This window comes from Paenibacillus sp. SSG-1 (assembly GCF_002224835.1).
GTDB lineage: Bacteria > Bacillota > Bacilli > Paenibacillales > Paenibacillaceae > Paenibacillus_AQ > Paenibacillus_AQ favisporus.
The window spans coordinates 1-20,293 of sequence record NZ_MBRK01000001.1; the positions used below are offsets into that span (position 1 = coordinate 1).

Consider the following 20,293-nt stretch of genomic DNA (forward strand, 5'->3'; position numbering starts at 1 on the left):
AAGTACATTGAGCGTATCCGACAACGCGAGAAAGAAATTGAAGCTCCCTTATTGGACGATGTGCTCCAAATTTATTCTTGTTCAGTACGTCCTAAGTGGACGGAAGACGCGGAAAGATTTGTTTGCAATTTTAAATCTGTAAGTCCTGAACCTGAAAGGGCAGGCGTGAAGACGGAGGATAAAAAATGAGCTTGAACCAAGCAGTATTAATTGGAAGACTGACAAAGGACCCTGAGCTACGTTATACACCTTCTGGGGTAGCAGTGGCACAATTCACATTGGCTGTAGATCGTCCCTTCACGAATCAAAATGGAGAACGCGAAGCAGACTTCATTCCTGTTGTAGTATGGAAGGCAGTCGCTGAAAATGTAGCTAACTATGTGAAGAAAGGCCACCAGGTTGCAATTACGGGCCGAATTCAGGTTCGTAACTATGAGAACAATGAAGGCCGTCGTGTATATGTAACGGAGGTGGTTGGACAGTATGTTCAATTCCTTACTAACACATCTAACGGGACTTCTCAAACCGGTAATGGTCGTCAAAATTCGACAAATAATCAAGGAACCAATTCAGCCGGAGATGGATGGAACATCTCTGATGACGATTTGCCATTCTAATGCTGTACTCTTATTCCCGGCTCTCGCTTTATGAAACTTGCCCTTATCGATTTTACCAAAAGTACATTTTAGGTAAAAAAGAGCCAGTTACTAAACCACTAGCTCTTGGAAAAGCAGTTCATAAAGCGATTGAGCTAAAGATCAATGGAGTATCTGAGCATGAAGCCATTATAGAGGCAATTATTGAATCAGATTTTCATCCCGAAGTGACTTATGAAGAGATTGCTTCATTGGTGCAGCGTGCTCCGGAAGTCAGGGGACAAACGGAAGTTCATTTTGTACTTCCACTTGGAGACGGTATTCAACTTCAAGGCTACATTGATCTTCTGGAAGAGGAACGATTTTGGGATTGGAAATCGAATTGGCGGCCGTACCGAGCAAATGATACAAGGCAGCTTGCATTATATGCTTGGGCAATTATGAAAATGAGAGGACTCCGGCAAGTCATGGGGACATTGTACTTTCTACGCTTCAGGAAAGCAGAATCGTTTGTATATAACGAGTCTGATGCCAATGAAGCTAGAGAATGGGCGCGTGGTTTGGCGGAAGAAATTGAAATGAAGAAGTCTTGTCTGGAATCATTCCCGGATATGGCTTCTTCTTTGTTTCCGCCTACTCCAGGCAGCCAATGTAAGCATTGTCCGTTTGTGCTGGAGTGTTATCAAAATTCGAAAAATTAAGTTGAGAGGATGAGATAAATGAGTCATTTTACAGTTGCGGTGATTACAGAGTCGTTGGATAAAGTTGAGGATTTGTTGGCTCCTTATCAAGAAAACAACATGGGAGATTGTCCAAAAGAGTATCTGGAGTTCCATGATGTTGAAGAAGAGTACCGCAAGATTTATGAAAATGAATCTTTAGAACGAATTCAATTGGAAGACGGGCGTATCGTATCGCCATATGATAAGGTATTCAGAAAAGTAACTCCAAGTGGCAGTGTAATCGGATATGAAGTGCCGGGTCACTTAAAACGAGTTCAGATTCGATATACGGAAGTGTATCCTTCTTTTGATGATTTCATGGTCGAATACGTAGGGTACACATCACGTGATGAAGAAACAGGAAAGTACGGCTACTGGGAGAATCCTAATGCTAAATGGGACTGGTATTCCATTGGTGGCAGATGGTCAGGTTCGCTTTTGCTGAAGTCAGGAAAACGGGCTGATGCTGCTCGGATCAAGGACATTTTCTTTATTGAACAAACCGAGCATAAAGGTATGACGGTTGAGATTGAAGGGTACCAAGTACCCGCAGCTCTTGCACCAGATATTCAAATCATGGCGGCCGAGGCGACTGAGGCTTGGGAAGAGATGATGGCCGGAAGAAGCCTTTATCGACCGGAATTTATCCTTGAAAGATACGGAGATAAGCAATCTTATATTCGTGAGGTGCTGAGCTTTTCTACCTATGCAGTGATTACGCCGGATGGTAAGTGGCATGCAAAAGGGGATATGGGCTGGTTTGGTATGGGTTCCGAAACCTCCGAAGAAGCCCGAAACTTTAATACTTCATACTTTGATACATTCATCAAAACAGCCGATCCTGATCACTATTTGGTCGTCGTGGATTGTCATATCTAAAATATCTGATCATTGATGTTCCCCTTCCGTTTGATTACAATGAGTTTAACAAAGAGTTTAACAAACTGAGCGGAAGGAGGGGCGTCATGAACAAGGAGGAGAAGCAAGTGGCAAAATCCAAAGATACAAATTCGGAAAATGCTAAATTAAAAGATATTCCTAGAGATGCTTGGGTCGTTGGCTCTGAGTATAATTTCTGGCTGAACGACAAGGACGATGTTTATGACGAACTCTACAAGGACGTTTAAACGTGGGAGTGTTTGGATTGCTGAAATTGTTTATCGTGACGATGTAAGCAAGTCCAAGAAGCGACCTGTCGTTGTGTTAATGGAGGACAATCAGGATGAAGATTTACTGATTGCTCCAATAACAAGTTCATATATGCGGAATCATTGGGACATAAACTTGCTCGATTGGAAGTTAGCCGGGTTGGTCTTTCCTTCCTATGTTAGAACGTCCAAATTGAGTAGCGTTCATTATGAACGACTAAAACATGAAATAGGAATTTTAACTGATGAAGACTTACAAGCGGTTCTTAATGCTTGTAGGTCTTTATTTTTATGAAAATTAAATTAGGAGAGTGTTGAAAATGACAGCAGTAATTGAAAAATTGACCGAAGAAAAAGCAATTGAACTAGCCTTAGAAATCGAGCGTACGGAAGCGGCGTTGAAGCAAATGAAAGTGAACTTGAAGGCTTATGTGGATGATAATGGCCCACTGCAAGCTGGAGATAAATTGTGGGGATACAGTGTTTCGACTTCTTGGCAATTTGGAGCCGATGGTTTAAAGGAATTAGCCGTGGCGATTACAGCAGAAGGAAAGAATGCTTGGGAGTTCCTTAGTCTTCCGGCTACTTCGATTAAGAAGCTCGGCTGGGATGAAGCTGCTTTGTCCCAATATGGCACGTTGAAAGAAACGAAGCGTTTCGATTCGAGAAAAGTCTAATTGCATCTTTAGTTCTCAGAGTAAATTATGGTTCGAGATAGTTATAAATAATTTCGCCTCTCGCCCGGCGTTAAACGGCGGTGTTTATTTCCGACACCGCCGTAAGGCGGCTCGGGGTAAACGGGAAGGAGTAAAAATGAAAGATTTTATGGTGATGGAATCTCAGTTGAATGCATTGCCACCTAGAAGACGCAAACAGGCTGAGAAGTTGCTTGAACTGATTCGAAAAGTAATGGAGGGGGAGAAAGATCACTATATCCATACACCAGCCGATGTTTTTCAGGCTGTGGCTACCGATTTAGTTGGATTAGATAAGGAACATTTTATGATCCTTATTTTAAATACAAAGAATCGAATTTTGTCTAAAGAGGTTATCTCTATCGGTACGTTAAACTCCGCAATCGTGCATCCTCGTGAAGTCTTTAAACCTGCAATCATTAAAGGAGCTGCATCCATTATTTGTGTGCATAATCACCCTTCAGGTGATCCTGCTCCTAGTTCTGAAGATAAGAAATTGACCGAAAGACTAATACAAGCTGGTGAAATAATTGGCATCGATGTCCTGGATCATGTTGTTATCGGAACGGAAGGATATGTTTCTTTAAAGGAGCAGGGCATGATATGACAGCCAAGGATCGCTTTTTAACTGAGCTTTTGAAGAGGGATGGTAAGGAACGGTGGGTAGCTGCGTTGTTGCTTGCTGCCCCTCCTGAAGTTTTGAGTACAGTTACGGTGAAAACTTTGCGCAAGGAAGGAAAGGTGGTTATGAATGCTTCTAATAGCTAATGAAATTCAGGGAGAAGGTGTTTGGCATAATGATTAGTATTTGCAAAATTTCTGCTCATGCCAATCCAGTTGAAGCAGCCCAGCGAATCGCTAATGTAATTCGTAAATGTGGCGTGGTGGAGTTGCAAGCGGTAGGAGATAACGCCATAAGTAAGGCAGTGAAAGCTGTAGCTATTGCACAGGAGTCAATTGTGCAGAATGTGGACATGGTTTGTACTCCATCTTTTATGGTTTCAGATTCGAAGGGTGAGAAAGTCGCCGGAATGAAAATAGTCGTAGAGAATAGATAATTCAAAGATGAAAGCAGCTTTCCCTGGAATTGGAGAGCTGCTTTTTTTCACATGAGAGGGGAATGGAGAATGAACAGCAGTATTGTTTCTTACCCTAACCGTGGTCCATACGGAAACAGCAAATATCGAGGAAACTGCTCAGGATATTTAATCGCGGATTTGTTGGATTATTACCAGCCAAAGCGCTTTGTTGAAGTTTTCGCCGGTGGTGGTACAGGAGCGGATGTGGCTAAATCTAAAGGTATCCGCTCAATTCACTTGGATTTGAATCCTCAATTCGGTGGATGGAATGCACTAACGGACGATATTCCTACTGGAGCCGACCTCATCTTTTCACATCCACCTTATCATTCGATGGTTGTATACTCCGGAAATATGTGGGTAAACCTCATCCGGATGACCTATCCCGGTTTGAGACTCCCACGGCTAAAGCCGCAATCTGATACCTTCGGTATCAGTGGTATTCTTGGGTGGTAGTTGGAAGTGCATTTCTGCTATCCGTAGTTCCCCAAGTTCAGGGCTGTCTCATCAGCCCGTCCTAAGACAGTGCATATAGCATCTTAGGCTGGCAGACTGTTACCATCTGCCACAGGTTGACGCATGATATTGATGGCTCCAACCCGATCGCGATGAGCGTTGAATCCGCATGAACATTCGTATCTCCGATCTTTAACTTTATTGTTTCTCCCACAGGCAGGGCATGTTTGGGAAGTGTAAGCAGGGTCAACCTCCACAACCCTTATGCCTACAAGATTGGCTTTGTAGGCGATAAATTGTTGCAGTTGATAGAACGTCCAACTATGCAGATTATTTGCGTTTTTACGGCTTGTTCTTGCCGTCTTGCGAATATTCTCCAGTCGTTCAAGCTTGATGACCGACACGCCTTCTTGAATGGCTGTATTGACAATTTGACGACTAATCTTATGGTTTTGATCTCGCATCCAACGGCTTTCCTTATTGCCCAGTTTACGAATAGCAGTCAACTTTTTGAGTTCACCTAATTTTCTTCGGCGAGATTGGTATTTTCTACGAACATACTTAATCATTCTCCCGTTACCGAAGAATCGAGTTTTTCCTGTGGAAGTAACCGCAACAGCAGGAACTTTTAGACCGAGATCAATCCCCATCATGCATTCACCATTCGATTCGGTTGTTGGAGCTTCTAACGATATTTGAGCGTACCATTTTCCCGATTTTTCAACGATTCGCATCAGCCCAAGTTTAGCTTTCGCTAACAGCTTCATGTCTCGATTCGTTGGAGTAGCAAGAAATGTTGTCTTCTTTGTCTTACCATCAACGATGATGGGAAAAGACACCGTATTATCGGTAACTGTGTAATTTTGGTTGTTAACAAAATAAACGGGCTTTTTTAGAATTGGTCGCACTCCAAGTTTCTTGCTTCTGCTGAAAACACTTCTAGCATCTCGAATGGCTTGATTACAGACCGCAGAAGGAAGAGAACATACGATGTCCTTTGTAGTGACTTTTGGAAACTTGCCAATCTGTTGGGCATGTTCGGTTAGTTGATTGACGACACGGATATATTCTTTTCCAAGTCTCCGTAAATCGTCAGGACAACTTGGAAAAATGCGAATCATAACAGTCAAGGTTGCATCAAATCACCTCCCACTATAAATATAGCCTCTCGGAATTAAAAACTCCGCACCGGCTTTGGCCCTTGGCCAAGGTCTTTTATTGTTTCACCCCCAAAACAGGAGTGCGAACAAACATTCCTCTTGACATTTTAAAACACCCCAATAATCGCCGAGAAGGCATTTTCGTGCAAACTACGATTTGTTCTTCATCCACAATTCCCTGATACATAATTTTCTTCCCCTTAATCATAGAGAAGGAACAGCCGTACTTTTTCTCCAACTTGCTAACGACAATTTTCTTATCTGGAACAGGCATTGTGATACCCCCTTATCCCGTATTTTCCATATCATTGCATATGGTTCTGTAATCTGCAGATGATTTGGCATGGCTAACAGCATATTGTTAGTCTGCCGCGGCTAACACGGCTACACTACTTATTTCTGTCCCCAGGCACAAAATCATTTCTACACCATCTGACAAAGTTGCTTGAATGGGTTAGGTATGTCTTAGCGGTGGTATCTTTAAGAATACCCGCTTTCAGCTTCTCCGTTACTTCTTGCTCATACTGTTCATACAATAACTCCAATTGCTTGATAAAGTCCTGTGATGCTTTCATCCGGTTAACCCCCTTAGAATATTGTCATAAGCTCATTATACTGAACTGGAAGCATTTGCATAAGTAATTGGAGATATGTGATTCACAGATGTGATTGAATATATGAGTCGAAGATTGGGATTAAATAAAGACCTCAAGCTGCCTTAACGACAATAAAGCATCCATTACAAAAGAAATAGCTGCCGATTTTCACGACAGCTGTGGAATATATCTCTCTAGTGACTTCTTGCTACAATATTAAGATTCCTTGTTCATCTTGTCGATCTTGTCAGTTAGTTCTCTAATCCCCGTTCTTCCTACGTGATTCAACTCATAACTCAGATTATTCAAGTCAGATCGATTTAACACAAACTCTCTATCGACTACTTTATTGAGGAATGCGTCCAGAAACTCTATATCAGCATATGTTGCGATCGATCTGAAAAAGGCGTCCTTCCACCAAATCTTCTCCAATATCTCATGAAATAACTCAGGGCTAGAAAGTAAATGCTTCTGAAATAACTTAAGACTCCTCGCTATTGGCTTAAAGCCACCTTTAATCAAATCTACAGCAGAGTTCGACGGATACGAGCCACCAGCTGCCTTATAAATGTAAGTGATTAATTCAATATGATCATCATCGGTTACATGGTCGAGAAGTGTTTCATCCCACTCCAGTAACAAATCGATACCCGCATTTTGGTCATTGAAGTATCCGCTTCTAATTAACATAAGGATCTTCTCGAAACATATCCTATGCAACCCACTGTCAACATACTCCCTTGAAGGAGCAAGGTACTTCCTAATTTGGGCGCTGTTCGAATAGGATGCTTTACCGTCAAGCTTAAACGAAAGCTGAGAAATTTCAACCATAAGCTTCTCTGCTTCAACATTCACCGCTTGGTCTAGTCTCCTGAACAGAGTCGAAGCAAAGTGAAGCAGCTCTAATGCTTCTTGTTCTGATGGATTTGCCTTTTGATCATGCGCTAAGACATTCCGAACTCCCATAATTGCTCCCGAAAATAGTAACATCGCACCTAATTGCGCGTCTGGAGCATCACTTAACTTTAGAACAGGACTATTTTTAGAAAATGCATTATCCATTAAAGCTTTACCTGTAGCGGTAAGACGGCTCTTCCTTTGAACATCATTATCCAATGCTACATACGTATCGAGGACAGCTGAACGGAAATGTCCATCTTGGAAAAGCTTTTGGGCGACCTCCAGCACTCTTGGGTGAAGCCCCTCCAATTTACTCGGTTGAACAGCAACTTGAGTTGGCTCTTCAATTACAGGAGCCTTAGGTGCTGGAAGGGTAACTACTGGTGCTGTAGAAGAAGCTTGAGCTTCTAGCTGGGATACACCTTTTACCGTTACTGTGAGATGAGTTGGGAACTTTGCGTCACCTGTAACCAGACCTTCACCGACCAATGTTTTCATCATCATTAGGCAAGGCTGTTCATGATTTACCTCAGGGTAGAAAACAGGGTAGTCTTTGGTTTCGATCAAAACTGCATCGCCAAAATATTTTGAAAGTCCTTTAAGATTACTCAGGGCTTTCCACTTACGATCTGTAATGGATGGGAACTGGTCAATGATTTGTTGAATCGAATACCCCTCGGAATGATCGCCTGGATCATCAATGAATAATGTGGGTATAGGATCTTTATTGATAGCTCGGGATCGGATAAATGCCGAAACCTTCATCAACTGCGGCTGAAGTTTACGTTCAGCTGGTAAATCATCAAAGCAATCTTGGGTAATATTAAACTCACCGCAACTCGGACAATTTATCTGGTATACCTCAGAACCGTCTCTTTCTAGTACTGCATAATATCCGCATAACGGACATTGTATCTCCGATGTCATATCGATCAATCACTCCAAACCTTGAATTCACTAGCATTTGTAAAAATTCACCAACAAAGGTCTTAACTCCTGCTCCAAAAGTACGAATCGACAAAAAACACGTTCGGGAAAAGAAAGATTGACTACCCATCTAGGATAGCCACTTCTATTGAATTTCGTATCAATTCATTGCTTATCCATTACTCAATGCCGGTTAACTAATTTCAAGATTTATCGATGGGGGTCATTTTGCATTGAAAGTTATGATGGCTTAACCGCATGCTTTTTGAACAGTCCTTCGAAGAACTCTTTAACGATCTTTGCTCCCGCTTCCTCGTCCATCAATTCATACCCGCCGAATCGATAGACCTCATACCCATTGAGTTTTAATTCCCTGTCGGCTTGCACCATCTCGGCGTACTTTTTGGGACTTGATGTATCTTCATCAGAATAATGTTGCTTTCCATCTACTTCAAGTACAATACGCTGCTTGTTTGAAAACAGTAGGAGAAAGTCCATACGCTGTCTTGGTAAATACGCTTTTCCTGCTCGCTGTTTTATCGTGTAGGGATCATAATGTAAATAGACTTGAGGTATTAGTGCAGGGAAGTTCTTATCGAACAAATCCTTAAAACATTTAAAGTAACTCTTAAATAGCAGCTTCTCTGGTGGAGAAGATAATGTTTGAAATAAACGCACATAGAGCTGTTTTTCGGTCTCTAAATTTGGCTCTGATACCCCATTCATTTCAGCCCACCACGATACTAGGTCAGCCCAATACAGACCTGTATTCGGAATAGTGCGGTCGTAGACTAAGCAATTTTTTTCATGCTTTACAATTCTTATGTCGTTATTGATCGAGTCACTAATTACAATTTCAGGCTTCTGACCCACCGCGGCGAATATCAAATTTTTCACATTACCTTTTACCCCATCAAGCACTTTATCGATACGGTAAACTGGAAACCCTGAAATATTGTCCGCCAGACTAAACTTATATCCATCATTTCCTAAATGCTTATTGATGAATTCAATGTATTCATCCTGCTCGTCTTGCTGTCGAACCAATGGATGTACGACCTGTTCCAAGAATTTAATAAACACATCATCTGGCGCTATCATTAGCTCTAAGTACTTCTCATATAAGTAGACTTCATCCCAGTCTGAATTGTTGATCATATGTTGCCATATATCACCTGAAGCAGTCTTAAAGCGGGAATCAGTTGAAGGCATGCTGTCCAAATCCCATACCCGATTCAAGAAGTCGACCAATTCGTATTTACCTGGGATATTATTTCTGGCATGGAGTTCATCCATGATATTTCGCCTTGTGATCTCACTGATTGTATAAAGTCCCGTTGGATTAAGTCGAAGAACCAACTTTGATAATGAGTTTGCCTTTGAGCCGTAGTCGTTTATAATCCGCTTAGCTAAGTCCAAGAGGAATAATTGATCCTTACCTTTGAGCCTCTTTTGGACGTAAACCCTTCTACTGCTAAACGCCTCAGACTCATCTCCGCTTTCCAATCCATATTTAGTGCAAACAGTCGGTATGTCGTATGCCTTTTCCTCAAGTAGTACCTGAACTATGGCATCTATGAGTTCGTTAATACTCGCCATCGAATACCCCCTTTTCAAATAAAACGATCAAGGATTCCTATAGATACCCCACAAGAGCATTTCCCACTCGATATCGAGCGCCTGACCAATGTTGTATTCCATTGCAAAGAAACTGTGATCTCGTTCATCACAAAATCTCTTAACATTAGAGTTACACAATTCCTTAATCCTCGCTGCGCTACCGAATTTATTAAAAGATTTATTAATACGCTTGATCTCCTTGCAATCCTTACTGAAAACACTGTACTTATTAGGAATTCTGCTCAAAGGATTTACACCAATCAAAATATTGTAACAGGGGATCTTCTCTGAATATGTAGCCTGTTTATTGGTAAGCGTCAAATAGTCCCCACCTAGCGATCAGATGGGGATTTCGTTATCCTATTTGGTAGAAGAAAACACGCGGCAGATGATAGGTAGCGATGGCGACCAGGGAAGCAGCATATCCAGCGCCTCGGGATCTTGTGGATTGGATAACTGCGGCAGCTTCTCCAGCAGGTACGTCAGATAATAGAACGGATGCAACCGATTTTCTTTGGCTGTCTCTACAAGGCTGTAGATTGTTGCGCTCGCTTGGGCGCCCCGCGGCGTGTTGGCGAACAGCCAGTTCTTCCGCCCGATGACGAACGGCTTAATGGCACGCTCGCTTCGATTGTTGTCGATCTCCAGTCGTCCGTCCAAGATATAGCCCTTCAACCGTTCCCACTGATTCAGGCAATAGGTGATGGCCGCCCCGGTCAGACTTTTGGGCAGCATCCTTGGTTGTTGCTCCTGTAGCCATGCCAAAGTCCAATCCCTCTTGCGCCGCTGTGCCGGCCGCCGGCACGTTCTTCGGCAGCGTCTGGACCGCCTCAACAAACTTGCGCCGGGCGTGCGCCCAACAGCCAACGCGCGTCACGCCAGCGACTTTATCATAGCTGTCGTATCCGTCCGTATGCAGGTAACCGGTGAAGCCCGACAGGAAGCGCTTCGGATTCTCACCTGCCCGCGTCGGCTGGTATTCGTACAGGACGATCGCCGGACTCCATGGGCCGGTTCGGTACTGCCACAAGTACGATTTCTGCTCCGCTGTTCGTCCGGGCTCCCGCAGCACTTGCAGCGTCGTCTCGTCAGCGTAGACGATGTCCTGCTGCAGCAGATGCGCCTTCATCCGTTCGTACACGTGACCCAGCCACTGAGCGCCGTGAAGCATCCAGTTGGCCATCGTCTGCCGGGACAACTGAACGCCGAAACGGGCCCAGTGCTGTTCCTGACGGTAGAGCGGCATCCCTTCCACATACTTCTGGCTCATGATGTACGCCACGCTAGAAGGCGAGGTAAGGCTGCCCGGCTGGACGGGACGAGGCATCGACGCCGTGACGATCGGCGTCTCGATGCCATTGCGCTCGCAGTGGCGGCAACCGTAGACATAGCGAACATGTTCACTTCGGCCGGGATGACCTTCAGCTCGCGCCGGACTTCGGTGCTCATCTCGTGCATTGCGCCCCCGCAGCAGGCGCACATTTGCTCCTCCTCCGGGAGACGATACTCCACCCGCTCGGTGCGCAGGCCCTCCAGCTTGACTTCACGCTGGTTCTTACGCTTTTTGCTAAATGACAGTCTTGGCCCGAACCATCGGATGCGCTTTACGTTGTTCCAGCGCCAACCCGTCCAGTAGCCAGTGCAGCTCGCGGCTGGAAACGGTGACCGTTCCCTCGTGGCCGGTCGGCCATTGAAACGTTCCGCGCTCGATCCGCCGATACAACAGCCAGAAGCCGTTGTGATCCCAGAGCAACATTTTGAGCTTGTTGCGCTGGCGGTTGCAAAACACAAAGAGGCTGGGCGAGAACGGATCCAGGCCGAAGCCCTACTGCACGAGCGCGGCGAGGGAGTCGATGGACTTGCGCAAATCTATGGGGCCGCAAGCCAAATAAACGTTCTCGGGATTCGGGATCGTCAGCATGGCGCAGCCCCCGCCAGCGCTTGCACGACTTCGCGGAGCAACTGGGGTCGAAACCGGCGTGAAGCTCGATCTGTGCCGGGCCAACGCGGAGGATGAGCGAAGGACTTGTTGCTTCATTATCCGTCACGGCCAGTGGGATGAAGCGCGCCGCCGCAGAAAGCGCAACGGAAGATGTCGCGACGGAAGATTCGCGTTTTAAGATTTGTAGATCCAATATTTCATTTGATCGACCTTACAGCCATTGGACGCACACCAAGCTTTCAGGGTTAGGCCGCTGGCCCGGTACTCGGCGATGCGTGCGTACCACTGCTGTCGCAGCTGTTCGCTTGTCGTCATGAGACAACCTCCTTGTGATTTCGGTTATCTTCATTGTCTCACGCATCTTCTGCTGATTGAAGGTGGGGGCAGTTTGACGCTTACATTGAAGGGTAAACTGGATCGTGATAGACTTTTTCATGGCGTTGTTACCTCACCTTTAGGTTGCGTTTGTAGGGGTATAATCATTTTATCGAGTTACGGGCTCTTTTTCTACCATTTAGTGGTTAATCATCAGGCGTGATACATTATAAAAGTAATAACTGATATTGGTTTCAGTGGACTTTCTAGCGAACATACGATTGTATTTCTGAAGGGCGAATGTTATAATAATTTTGTAATTATATGTACCTCTATACTCCCAATTTTGCTGGAGACAAGAGCTTGTTGTCCCGAAAGGACAAGTAGTTTTATTACCTCCCCTGTAAGCTTCTATTTGGAAATTCCAGATATGAAGAGAGGAAAAATGCAGGACAATTTCACTTGATCCGTCACTTCCGTTTGCAGAAGAAAAGGATTGAAGAGTACCGAAAGGCTCTGATAAAAGTTTTATTTTACGCATTCACATGCGCCTTTAGAAATTTGGATACTGTTTTTAAAAGCCGATTTTTGCATGGATTATTCTGTGCAGGGATCGGCTTTTTTGCTTTTTAATAAAAATGAGAGGATGAATGAACCCATGTTCAAATTATTTGGAAAAGGAAATTGTGTTCAATCCGAATTCACTTAACTTATAACCGAAATGGCTAGTCTGACTCAGCAGATGAAAAATAGCCTCATTATCTCTGATTTGAATGAGAAAGTATTTCGGGCGTAGGCCATTAACCAAATTAAATGTTAAGCAAAGGCTGGTTCCTTACTTTTAGGAATTGGTCTTTTTTTATTAAAAATGAGGAGGTTTTTCTTATGAATGCCATTTTAAAGGATGTAGTTGCTGTACCATCCAGTAAAGACAACGCGATTGGATTTTTAACCTGGAATTCTCTATCCAACATGCTGATTACCCCGGACGACCTAAAACAAAAGCTTGTTGATTCCGGATTAGGGGCTGGTTGGATGCCGAAGGATATCCGGCTCCCGGATGCCTTTAGAAGAGCCACAAGTGAAAAATTCAAAAGAGAAGTGTCACCAGGAGTCTATGAGAACTACATGTTCCGCGAGGTGGCTTCAACTAACGCCTTCGTACAACGAAATTTAGTTTGCGAAACCAAGGATACGAAAGGTAGAAGATTAAAATATGTTCCTGATGTAGGAGCACTGGTATTAGATCGAAAAACGGAGACAGTAGAGACCAGCTATGTTTCATCAATGGCGCAGCAACTAGTTAATAATGCTGCGTTGCAGTTTGAAATTTATCGAAACAATTATGGATCTACTACACTACGTACGTTGATTACCAGCGTCTTAAAGAGTATGTCACCTACACCGGTTAGACCATCAGGTGGTGTTTACTTCATACCGGCACAGTTTGAGAGCAACTTGGATACATTGGTCAAATTCGTATCATCTCTTGAAAAAGGAGAAGCAGAGAAGGTTCCTGTAATGAACACCATGGATATGAAAAACATGGTGACACGCAAGCTGTTGGATCATCTCCGTGACACTCTCGCTGCATGCGAAGAAAGCACGGAAAGACAGCTGACCAAAGGCCAGATGAAAGAGTTGATAGAAAACGCTCGGTCGGTGGCAAACGATTTTGCGCAGTATCGCGAAATTGTCACCGGCGATCTGGCGGAAATGGAACGTCTGGTGTCGGCGCTTCGCATGAAAGTGGGTGAAGCGCTGGTGAATATGGCCGTGTAATTCTCCAGAAAGGAGAAGAAAAGAAATGAATGCCGAAACTGAGCATAGAAAGTTTGTTGAGCTGCTTGAAGAGGGAGATGGAAAGCTTGTGATTTCCAAACATGCGCTTCACAGACAAATTGAGCGCGGCATCTCCGAAATAGACATACGAAACGCCGTCTTGAACGGATGGCCGATTGAGAGGCGTCAGGACGGTGCGGATGTTACCATCGTTCTGATGTATTTTCTTAAAATCGGAAAAGGGCAATACCGTCCGCTCCATGTCGTATGTGTTTTTAATGTTGTCCATCCAGAATCGTGGACGGTGAAAACGACATACGACCCCCGAAGCGGGGAGTGGAGAGACAACTTCCAAAGAAGAAAATAATTTTTGTAATGCAAAAATTTATCTGAACGGATATAATAAAGGGTAAAGGGGTGTGATCGTCATGTCCAAAGTCGGACGACCCAAGGCTGATCATCCGCGGAACTTTACCCTTCCAGCCGTTCGGGTGAACAGGGAGGAAAACCGTATGTTTAAGCTTAAAGCGGGAATATTTGCGAACGGCAGCTTGGCGAAGTTTTCGCGCATGGCCATGGAAGCGTACCGCGAGAAAATCCCGGAAACGATTGAACTGGCCGGACGAACTGGTCATCTCCGGTACGGAACGGAAGTTTACACTGTGGAGGTCGGGAATGAAATCTACACAGTGACGGTTACGAACATACCGGAATACATTTTTGACGATGGCGAAACGGTGTCAGATTTGATGCTCCGCGCGAGCATCGAAGAAGAAGTGAATGAAATGGTTTTGGAATGCATCCAGAATCGTCGTCCGGTGCCTGAAGCCATCGATCTGCTTGAATGGATCGGGTTGCCAGTCACGGTGTAAAAACAAAAACACTTTTAAAAGCCATGAGTTTCCCGTGCGGGATTCGTGGCTTTTATTTTTTCGGAGGTTGAATGTGGAGTTGACGTGGGCATCTTGGACTTCCTGCGATTGACCCCACATTATAAAAACAAAGAGCTGATGACTTCATTATAAAGAAGCATTGGCTCTTTTTGTTATATCTATAAATGGAGGTAGTTAAATGAAAATTAAGGATATTCAGTTGGCATTAAATAGTCAATATGCTGAGCGTGAAGAAGTAATAGAAGGGCTCATGGTAGCTATGATCGCCCGTCAGCATGCTTTGTTGATCGGGCCGCCCGGAACAGGAAAGAGCGCCCTTGTAAGTGATCTAACTAAGCGGATTACAGGCGCGAATTACTTCCAATGGCTGCTGACACGTTTTAGTACACCAGAGGAGTTATTCGGACCTGTCTCGTTGAAAGAACTGGAACAAGGCGTGTACAAGCGGAATACGACAGGAAAGCTGCCGGAAGCTCACACTTCATTTCTTGATGAAATATTCAAGGCTAACAGTGCAATTTTGAATGCCTTGCTGACTCTCATCAATGAACGAGTGTTCTACAACGATGGCAGTCCGGCACAGGTTCCCTTAATGTCCTTGATCGGTAGTTCAAATGAATATCCAGAAGAAGGTGAGGGACTAGAAGCCTTGTTTGACCGCTTCTTGCTGAGATATGAAGTGGACTACATCGGCGAAGATCAGTCCTTTGTTTCCATGTTGAAAGGTTCTGCACCATCTCCAGCCGATATGAGCATAGATGAATTATTTGAACTCCAGTTCTTTAGTGATACAGTCACTATTCCTGATGAGGTATTTGATGCACTGAGCAAGCTCAGACGCGAGTTAATGGATGAAGGTATTCGTCCTTCAGATCGGCGTTTCAAGCAAGTTCTTTCAGTAATTCGTGCTAAGGCTGTGTTAGCCGGAAGAGATCACGCAGAACTTGAAGACCTCATGATTCTCAAGCATAGTCTGTGGGAAAAGCCGGAGCAGCGTGATAAGGTCGCAAAGATCGTTCGCAATCATGCTCAGGATGCGGTGAAGACACGTGTGGAAGAGATTAAAACTGAAGCTGCTGATATCTTGAAGAGTCTTGAACAGTCTAACAACTCAACGGATGTGGCTGTAGAAAGCACGAAGAAGCTTAAAAGCTTAGTCAGCGAACTTAAAAAGCTTCAAAAGGATAATCCGAACCGGACGGAAGTTGCGCAAGCTGTTGCTCTTGTCCAAAAGTCGTTAACTGATATCGCATCCCAAGTGTTGGGAGTGTAGGAGATGAAGGAGCTTAAAGGTTCTGTTTTAAACACAGATTCATATGATCGGAGACGCTTCGGGCAGATTTTAGAGATGTCCAAGAAGCTCAGAGAGGTTAGTAAAGAGGGAAGTAAATTATTTCCCTCTTTCCAACCTTTAATGGGTGACATGTGGGCAGGCCTTTTTAAAATGAAGCCTGAGTTGCTGGAAGAAGTTCCTGAAGGGTTAGAGATGAATCATCAGCTTATGGAACGGGTGATGTCAGACGAAGGCTATCAGGAGTTTCGTGAGTTTACTCGTCTGGATGACCTGGCCGCTGCACTTGGCACAACAAAGTACAGCGAGACGGTTCTTGGTTGGGTGAAAGAACAAGCACAGAGGGATCAAGAATTAGCTGAAGCATTACAGAACCTGATGAATGGAAAACAGGGCGCTTCTCAGCAGGCAGCAGATGCTTTGTCCGCAGCCCTAAACCAGCAAGGAAACTCTCTATCTCGAATGTTGTCTCAAGCTACACAGGAAGCCATAGAAGCCAAAGAGAATGTAAAGTCTCTCTTGGGTGGAATCAAGGCGGGAAGTGGAGATAGTGAACTAAAAAAGGTTCCATTAAAGGATCAATTGCTTCTGGCAGAAAAGTTGAGTCACGATAAGAAATTGAAGGAGATTGCGAAATGGGCTGGGCGCATGAAGGTAATCGCCAATCGTAAACAGCGTTCTAAGCATAAGGATGCGACCAGCCGTAACGGTGTTCGGCAGGGCAATGCTGTAGAGCAGCTATTGCCAATGGAACTTGGCAGTTATGCCAGCCCTTTGACCAAAATGGATTTCCTGCGCCGATATGTTGAGGGCCAAACACTTCAGTACGAAACAAAGGGGCCTGAACAGCTTGGTAAGGGGCCGATTGTTCTATGCTTGGATCAATCGGGAAGTATGACAAACCAGGACGCAATCTCAAAAGGGTTTGCCCTTGCCTTAATGAGTATTGCCCGTAAGCAAAGAAGAGATTTTGCATGGATTCCATTTTCTTCGAATGCTGCTGCCCCGTTAATCTATGAGCGTGGGAAAATTACCGTTCAGGATATGATACAACTGGCCACTATTTTTTTAGGTGGAGGAACAAGCTTTGAACCTCCACTTAGGGCAGCAAGTCAAGTCATCCAACAGAGTCGCTTTAATAAAGCGGATATTGTGTTTGTGACAGACGGCGAATCCCATGTGAACGAGCATTTTCTAAAGTCGTGGAATGAGTTGAAGGACAAGAAAGGATTTGCGGTCTTATCTTTACTTCTTGGAAGGGAATCTGTTCAAGGAGTGGAAGGTTTCTCAGATCGAATTGTAAGAGCTTCTTCATTTGAAGATGAGTCAGTGTATCAGGCGTTTGAAATTTGAGAAAGAGCGTGGCAAAGTATTTTTCCCCTGTCTTTAATTTTTAGAAGGCAGCTGGGCGCGCCTTAAGTGAAAAAGCCCAAGAATGCTGTAAATCAACATTCTTGGGCTTTCTTTTCTGAATTTCCTAAACGAATAAAAATGAGATTCACAAGTCCGAATACAATTTCATAATAGGCGTCGAATCTATAATTTCTTGGTTTTTTTTATCCAACTTAGAGTAGAGTCTTTTAGCCTCAATCTTGCTTTCAAGTAAAATGCTAACACCGAATTGTTTCAGAATATCCGAGGGGGCTGTGCTCTTGATAGTTATTAATTTATCTTCTTCCTCTGCTGTTAATGAGCCGTTAAGTCTTTTATTGATTTGTAAGAGATTAATATAATTAAAATCATCTGTTTCAATAGACGGATGCATGGATAGAATATATTTTGCTAATAAGAGCAATTCTCTTCTATTAGACTTGTCATAAGCAGCAATACATCGCAAACAAAAATTAGTTGTTGTACTACAGGCAAGTTCATTAACGAAAGGATCAATTTCTTGAAAAGACTCTTTTATCGCTTGAAAATCTAAGTTTGTTCCCTTAGTAAGCGATTCATCATTTAGTTGTACAAAAATGCTGTAGTCGCATTGGTCAGGTGTATTGTAGCCAAGAATGGCTTTTATATCAATTTGATCTTTAGAAAAAATATTTTTCAATTTACCGTCATGGTACAAACAAACAATAGTTTGATCCCCAATTAATAAATTGATGAGGCATGAATTATTCTTGCTGGATAATCGCTTTTTGAAATTCGAAATGTCCCCATGTTTGGAGGCCCTAATTAAAAAAGAAAGACCAAAATTCAACTCTATTCCTTCCTTAGTTTCAGAAAAGTTAGTATTTGGATCTATAGAAAAGTATAGAAAAGCCTCTTTTAAGTCCTCAATAAATAGTATGTGTTCCTTAATTTCATTAATAAATCTTATGTTCTTTTCTGAAAAATCGGTTATTTGGATGTCTCCAATAGGTAGCGTCAACTTCTTTCCTTCTATTAAACTTGACAATAATGGTATAACCTTTAATTGACTGGATAAAGAGTGGAACTGGTAATTGCTAATTTTGAGTTCGGTTCCATCTAAAACCATTTTCAAAACATTTTCGAATGTTATCGTCAAGGTTCCAGAATTGAATGTTGATGATACATTAAATTTTTGAATGTTCCCATCGATAATTACATCCATCTCAGAACTGCTAGTTAGTTGCTCCTGAAAAAGTCGATTTTCAAAAATAGTTTCGGGTTGCTGGCTGGGTTGTGAGGGGGAACTTTCCCTAATGATCGGTTTCCATGTTAGTTTTGGAGCATTTTTGCCGCTCTTTGCAGGTTGTGGGTCAGAATCCCGAAGCCGACCCAGCATTTTGAGCCGACAAAGCCCCGATACCTGCTGCGGTTCAAACCGTACTTCCGCTTGAGAAGACTAATCTTCGCTTCTCCAGCTGCACGGTAACGCTGCAAGTCTTTGAACCATAATTCGTTTTCGTACTCGGATCGGGCAATGCCTTTTTTGCCCTTTCGCGGCAAGCTAGCTCGCTTCACACCAAGTTCGGTAATGGCCGTTTCGTTCTTCTTGCTTGAGAAACCGCGGTCGGTCGCTACAGCTTGCGGCGCTTTGCCGAATTGCTTGATATGCGCCTGTACAGCGGGAACGAGCAGTTCATCATCCGAGGGGTTCCCCTCGTAGACAGCGTAGCCGGTCACAAAGCCGCTTTCCGTCTCGTCGATTCGCACCTTGTAGCCGAACTCAGTTCCTTTGGCCAGCTTACCTTTCTTAATCGGTCTTGCTTCCGGGTCAAAGAAACTGACGATCCGATCTGCGATGATTCGATTGCCGGAAACGACCTGTTTGGCTTGTTCCAACAACTTGCCGGTTAGCGTGACCGCCTCGGTCAGTTTGGTTTTACTTTGTCGAAGAGCAGCTTTGCCCTTGTCTTGCAGTTTCTCGATAACGGCTTGCGCCTTGTTCACAACGTTCTCGGCTACTTCGATTACGCTCCCAGTGATCCGGTCAACTTCTTCCCAAGATTCACGGGTGCGGCGACGTAGAACTTTCGCGATGGACAGAATCTTTTCCTTGATTTCTGCCGTACGATCTTCAAAGCCTTGAACAGTGTGGGAGGCGACTTTCCGGATTTTCTGAATCGTTCGAGTGATGACTTTTACGCCATCTTGCAACAGCGTAGCGTCTGTCGGGTGATGGATGTCGGATTCCACAACCGTCGTATCCGTGCGCAATTTGCGGGTTTTCAGAACGGCTTTTTCCTCACACTGCTTTACGAGTGCGGCATTGATGTCTTCGACGATCTTGTCGCCGTAGCGTTTGCGGGCATAGATGAGCGTAGACGGGTCGGGCATCGGTTCGTCGATGGCAAACCGGCAGAACATTCGCCATGTGATGCTGTCACCGACTTCCTTCACGAGTGACTCGTAGCCCAAATTGTATTTATGCTTCAGGACCATAAGACGGATGTACTTTTCAATTGCAAGCGTAGGACGGCCGCTTTTCTTGCCTTTCGGGTGCAACTCAGTAAACGGTTGAAGAAAACGGTCGTCGTCCAGTAATTGATCTATGATTGCAAGCTCGACCGGCAACTTTCTAACAGATTCCGGGAGAATGGCATCCCAGATGGTCAATTGCTCGTCTCGAAGTTTCAACATTTTCTTCACCTCTTGGAAGGATTCCCGAGGGCTTCTGTTGAACTCCTATAGCAAAGGAATTCTTCCCTCGGGGTGTGGAACTTTGTTATCTCGTCAATAACAATTTCCATTTTGAGGTGCTGAA

At 44.1% G+C, this 20,293-nt stretch carries 27 protein-coding genes and 2 pseudogenes; 16 read left to right on the top strand and 13 right to left on the bottom strand.

Translation table 11 applies throughout. The features are described 5' to 3' along the window. The 11 genes and pseudogenes from BCV73_RS35325 to BCV73_RS00045 form a co-directional block, all read left to right on the top strand. Nucleotides 1-189: pseudogene (locus tag BCV73_RS35325) on the top strand (hypothetical protein); the annotation flags it as partial. Continuing rightward, the gene (gene ssb / locus BCV73_RS00010) at nt 186-617 is read left to right on the top strand and encodes a single-stranded DNA-binding protein (protein WP_068786896.1); all 432 of its coding nucleotides are present in this window, start codon (nt 186-188) and stop codon (nt 615-617) included. The pseudogene BCV73_RS35325 and the gene ssb, both read left to right, overlap by 4 nt. After that, nucleotides 617-1,297 (top strand): RecB family exonuclease, encoded by a 681-nt coding sequence (locus tag BCV73_RS00015; RefSeq protein ID WP_009226413.1) that lies wholly within the window; start codon nt 617-619, stop codon nt 1,295-1,297. Before ssb ends, BCV73_RS00015 begins: the two co-directional genes overlap by 1 nt. An 18-nt stretch (nt 1,298-1,315) precedes the next feature. Continuing rightward, on the top strand, nt 1,316-2,197 hold the full coding sequence (locus BCV73_RS00020; RefSeq protein WP_009226414.1) for a hypothetical protein: 882 nt from the start codon (nt 1,316-1,318) through the stop codon (nt 2,195-2,197). Nucleotides 2,198-2,283: 86 nt separating this feature from the next. Further along, on the top strand, nt 2,284-2,445 hold the full coding sequence (locus BCV73_RS34890; protein WP_157259345.1) for a hypothetical protein: 162 nt from the start codon (nt 2,284-2,286) through the stop codon (nt 2,443-2,445). Then, the gene (locus tag BCV73_RS36165) at nt 2,420-2,761 is read left to right on the top strand and encodes a type II toxin-antitoxin system PemK/MazF family toxin (RefSeq protein ID WP_157273511.1); all 342 of its coding nucleotides are present in this window, start codon (nt 2,420-2,422) and stop codon (nt 2,759-2,761) included. The genes BCV73_RS34890 and BCV73_RS36165 overlap by 26 nt, the downstream gene beginning before the upstream one ends. A gap of 25 nt (nt 2,762-2,786) precedes the next feature. Then, nucleotides 2,787-3,143, top strand: a complete 357-nt coding sequence (locus BCV73_RS00030; protein ID WP_256992695.1) for a hypothetical protein — start codon at nt 2,787-2,789, stop codon at nt 3,141-3,143. A 136-nt stretch (nt 3,144-3,279) separates the two neighbouring features. Beyond that, on the top strand, nt 3,280-3,768 hold the full coding sequence (locus tag BCV73_RS00035; protein WP_009226417.1) for a JAB domain-containing protein: 489 nt from the start codon (nt 3,280-3,282) through the stop codon (nt 3,766-3,768). Continuing rightward, on the top strand, nt 3,765-3,929 hold the full coding sequence (locus tag BCV73_RS34895) for a hypothetical protein (protein WP_179231838.1): 165 nt from the start codon (nt 3,765-3,767) through the stop codon (nt 3,927-3,929). Before BCV73_RS00035 ends, BCV73_RS34895 begins: the two co-directional genes overlap by 4 nt. Then, complete coding sequence (locus BCV73_RS00040) at nt 3,929-4,219, top strand: stage V sporulation protein S (RefSeq protein ID WP_009226418.1); 291 nt, start codon at nt 3,929-3,931, stop codon at nt 4,217-4,219. Before BCV73_RS34895 ends, BCV73_RS00040 begins: the two co-directional genes overlap by 1 nt. Nucleotides 4,220-4,288: 69 nt before the next feature. Further along, nucleotides 4,289-4,696, top strand: coding sequence for a hypothetical protein (locus BCV73_RS00045; protein ID WP_089545505.1), 408 nt, complete (start codon nt 4,289-4,291; stop codon nt 4,694-4,696). 83 nt (nt 4,697-4,779) lie between these two features. Here BCV73_RS00045 and BCV73_RS00050 read toward each other — a convergent pair whose 3' ends face one another. The 11 genes and pseudogenes from BCV73_RS00050 to tnpA form a co-directional block, all read right to left on the bottom strand. Beyond that, a complete protein-coding gene (locus BCV73_RS00050; RefSeq protein ID WP_089545506.1) occupies nt 4,780-5,817 on the bottom strand; it encodes an RNA-guided endonuclease InsQ/TnpB family protein in 1,038 nt (345 codons plus the stop codon). 94 nt (nt 5,818-5,911) lie between these two features. Next, nucleotides 5,912-6,130 (bottom strand): hypothetical protein, encoded by a 219-nt coding sequence (locus BCV73_RS00055; RefSeq protein ID WP_068786872.1) that lies wholly within the window; start codon nt 6,128-6,130, stop codon nt 5,912-5,914. 115 nt (nt 6,131-6,245) lie between these two features. Continuing rightward, nucleotides 6,246-6,431: a hypothetical protein gene (locus BCV73_RS00060; RefSeq protein ID WP_068786871.1), complete on the bottom strand. Its 186-nt coding sequence runs from the start codon at nt 6,429-6,431 to the stop codon at nt 6,246-6,248. Between the two features lie 237 nt (nt 6,432-6,668). Further along, the gene (locus BCV73_RS00065) at nt 6,669-8,279 is read right to left on the bottom strand and encodes a TIGR02391 family protein (RefSeq protein WP_068786870.1); all 1,611 of its coding nucleotides are present in this window, start codon (nt 8,277-8,279) and stop codon (nt 6,669-6,671) included. A gap of 240 nt (nt 8,280-8,519) precedes the next feature. Continuing rightward, on the bottom strand, nt 8,520-9,878 hold the full coding sequence (locus tag BCV73_RS00070; RefSeq protein WP_068786869.1) for an AbiJ-related protein: 1,359 nt from the start codon (nt 9,876-9,878) through the stop codon (nt 8,520-8,522). Between the two features lie 381 nt (nt 9,879-10,259). After that, nucleotides 10,260-10,514 carry a transposase domain-containing protein gene (locus BCV73_RS36170; RefSeq protein WP_374705975.1) on the bottom strand — a complete coding sequence of 85 codons (255 nt, stop codon included), beginning with the start codon at nt 10,512-10,514 and terminating at the stop codon, nt 10,260-10,262. Further along, nucleotides 10,509-11,253: pseudogene (gene tnpC / locus BCV73_RS36175) on the bottom strand (IS66 family transposase); the annotation flags it as partial. The pseudogene tnpC and the gene BCV73_RS36170, both read right to left, overlap by 6 nt. Beyond that, complete coding sequence (locus BCV73_RS36180) at nt 11,166-11,381, bottom strand: IS66 family transposase zinc-finger binding domain-containing protein (protein ID WP_374705976.1); 216 nt, start codon at nt 11,379-11,381, stop codon at nt 11,166-11,168. The gene BCV73_RS36180 and the pseudogene tnpC, both read right to left, overlap by 88 nt. Nucleotides 11,382-11,466: 85 nt before the next feature. Beyond that, entirely contained in the window at nt 11,467-11,715 is a 249-nt protein-coding gene (gene tnpB, locus BCV73_RS00090) for an IS66 family insertion sequence element accessory protein TnpB (RefSeq protein WP_089545510.1), read from the bottom strand. A 9-nt stretch (nt 11,716-11,724) separates the two neighbouring features. Beyond that, complete coding sequence (locus BCV73_RS35560; RefSeq protein ID WP_256992696.1) at nt 11,725-11,937, bottom strand: hypothetical protein; 213 nt, start codon at nt 11,935-11,937, stop codon at nt 11,725-11,727. Nucleotides 11,938-12,015: 78 nt separating this feature from the next. Then, a complete protein-coding gene (gene tnpA, locus BCV73_RS35565; protein ID WP_249413059.1) occupies nt 12,016-12,156 on the bottom strand; it encodes an IS66 family insertion sequence element accessory protein TnpA in 141 nt (46 codons plus the stop codon). A gap of 885 nt (nt 12,157-13,041) precedes the next feature. Here tnpA and BCV73_RS00100 point away from each other — a divergent pair. From BCV73_RS00100 to BCV73_RS00120, 5 genes are all read left to right on the top strand, one after another. Continuing rightward, entirely contained in the window at nt 13,042-13,938 is an 897-nt protein-coding gene (locus tag BCV73_RS00100; RefSeq protein WP_089545511.1) for a DUF6744 family protein, read from the top strand. Between the two features lie 25 nt (nt 13,939-13,963). Then, nucleotides 13,964-14,305: a DUF4258 domain-containing protein gene (locus tag BCV73_RS00105; protein ID WP_009225706.1), complete on the top strand. Its 342-nt coding sequence runs from the start codon at nt 13,964-13,966 to the stop codon at nt 14,303-14,305. A 145-nt stretch (nt 14,306-14,450) separates the two neighbouring features. Further along, nucleotides 14,451-14,810: a hypothetical protein gene (locus BCV73_RS00110; protein ID WP_120460073.1), complete on the top strand. Its 360-nt coding sequence runs from the start codon at nt 14,451-14,453 to the stop codon at nt 14,808-14,810. A gap of 199 nt (nt 14,811-15,009) precedes the next feature. Continuing rightward, nucleotides 15,010-16,104, top strand: a complete 1,095-nt coding sequence (locus BCV73_RS00115; protein WP_089545513.1) for an AAA family ATPase — start codon at nt 15,010-15,012, stop codon at nt 16,102-16,104. Between the two features lie 3 nt (nt 16,105-16,107). Then, nucleotides 16,108-17,475: a VWA domain-containing protein gene (locus BCV73_RS00120; RefSeq protein ID WP_089545514.1), complete on the top strand. Its 1,368-nt coding sequence runs from the start codon at nt 16,108-16,110 to the stop codon at nt 17,473-17,475. 145 nt (nt 17,476-17,620) lie between these two features. Here BCV73_RS00120 and BCV73_RS00125 read toward each other — a convergent pair whose 3' ends face one another. Together BCV73_RS00125 and BCV73_RS00130 are read right to left on the bottom strand one after the other, a co-directional pair. Then, nucleotides 17,621-18,871 (bottom strand): hypothetical protein, encoded by a 1,251-nt coding sequence (locus tag BCV73_RS00125; RefSeq protein WP_143811810.1) that lies wholly within the window; start codon nt 18,869-18,871, stop codon nt 17,621-17,623. Then, complete coding sequence (locus BCV73_RS00130) at nt 18,805-20,169, bottom strand: ISNCY family transposase (RefSeq protein WP_019007868.1); 1,365 nt, start codon at nt 20,167-20,169, stop codon at nt 18,805-18,807. Before BCV73_RS00130 ends, BCV73_RS00125 begins: the two co-directional genes overlap by 67 nt. Nucleotides 20,170-20,293 lie beyond the last annotated feature (124 nt).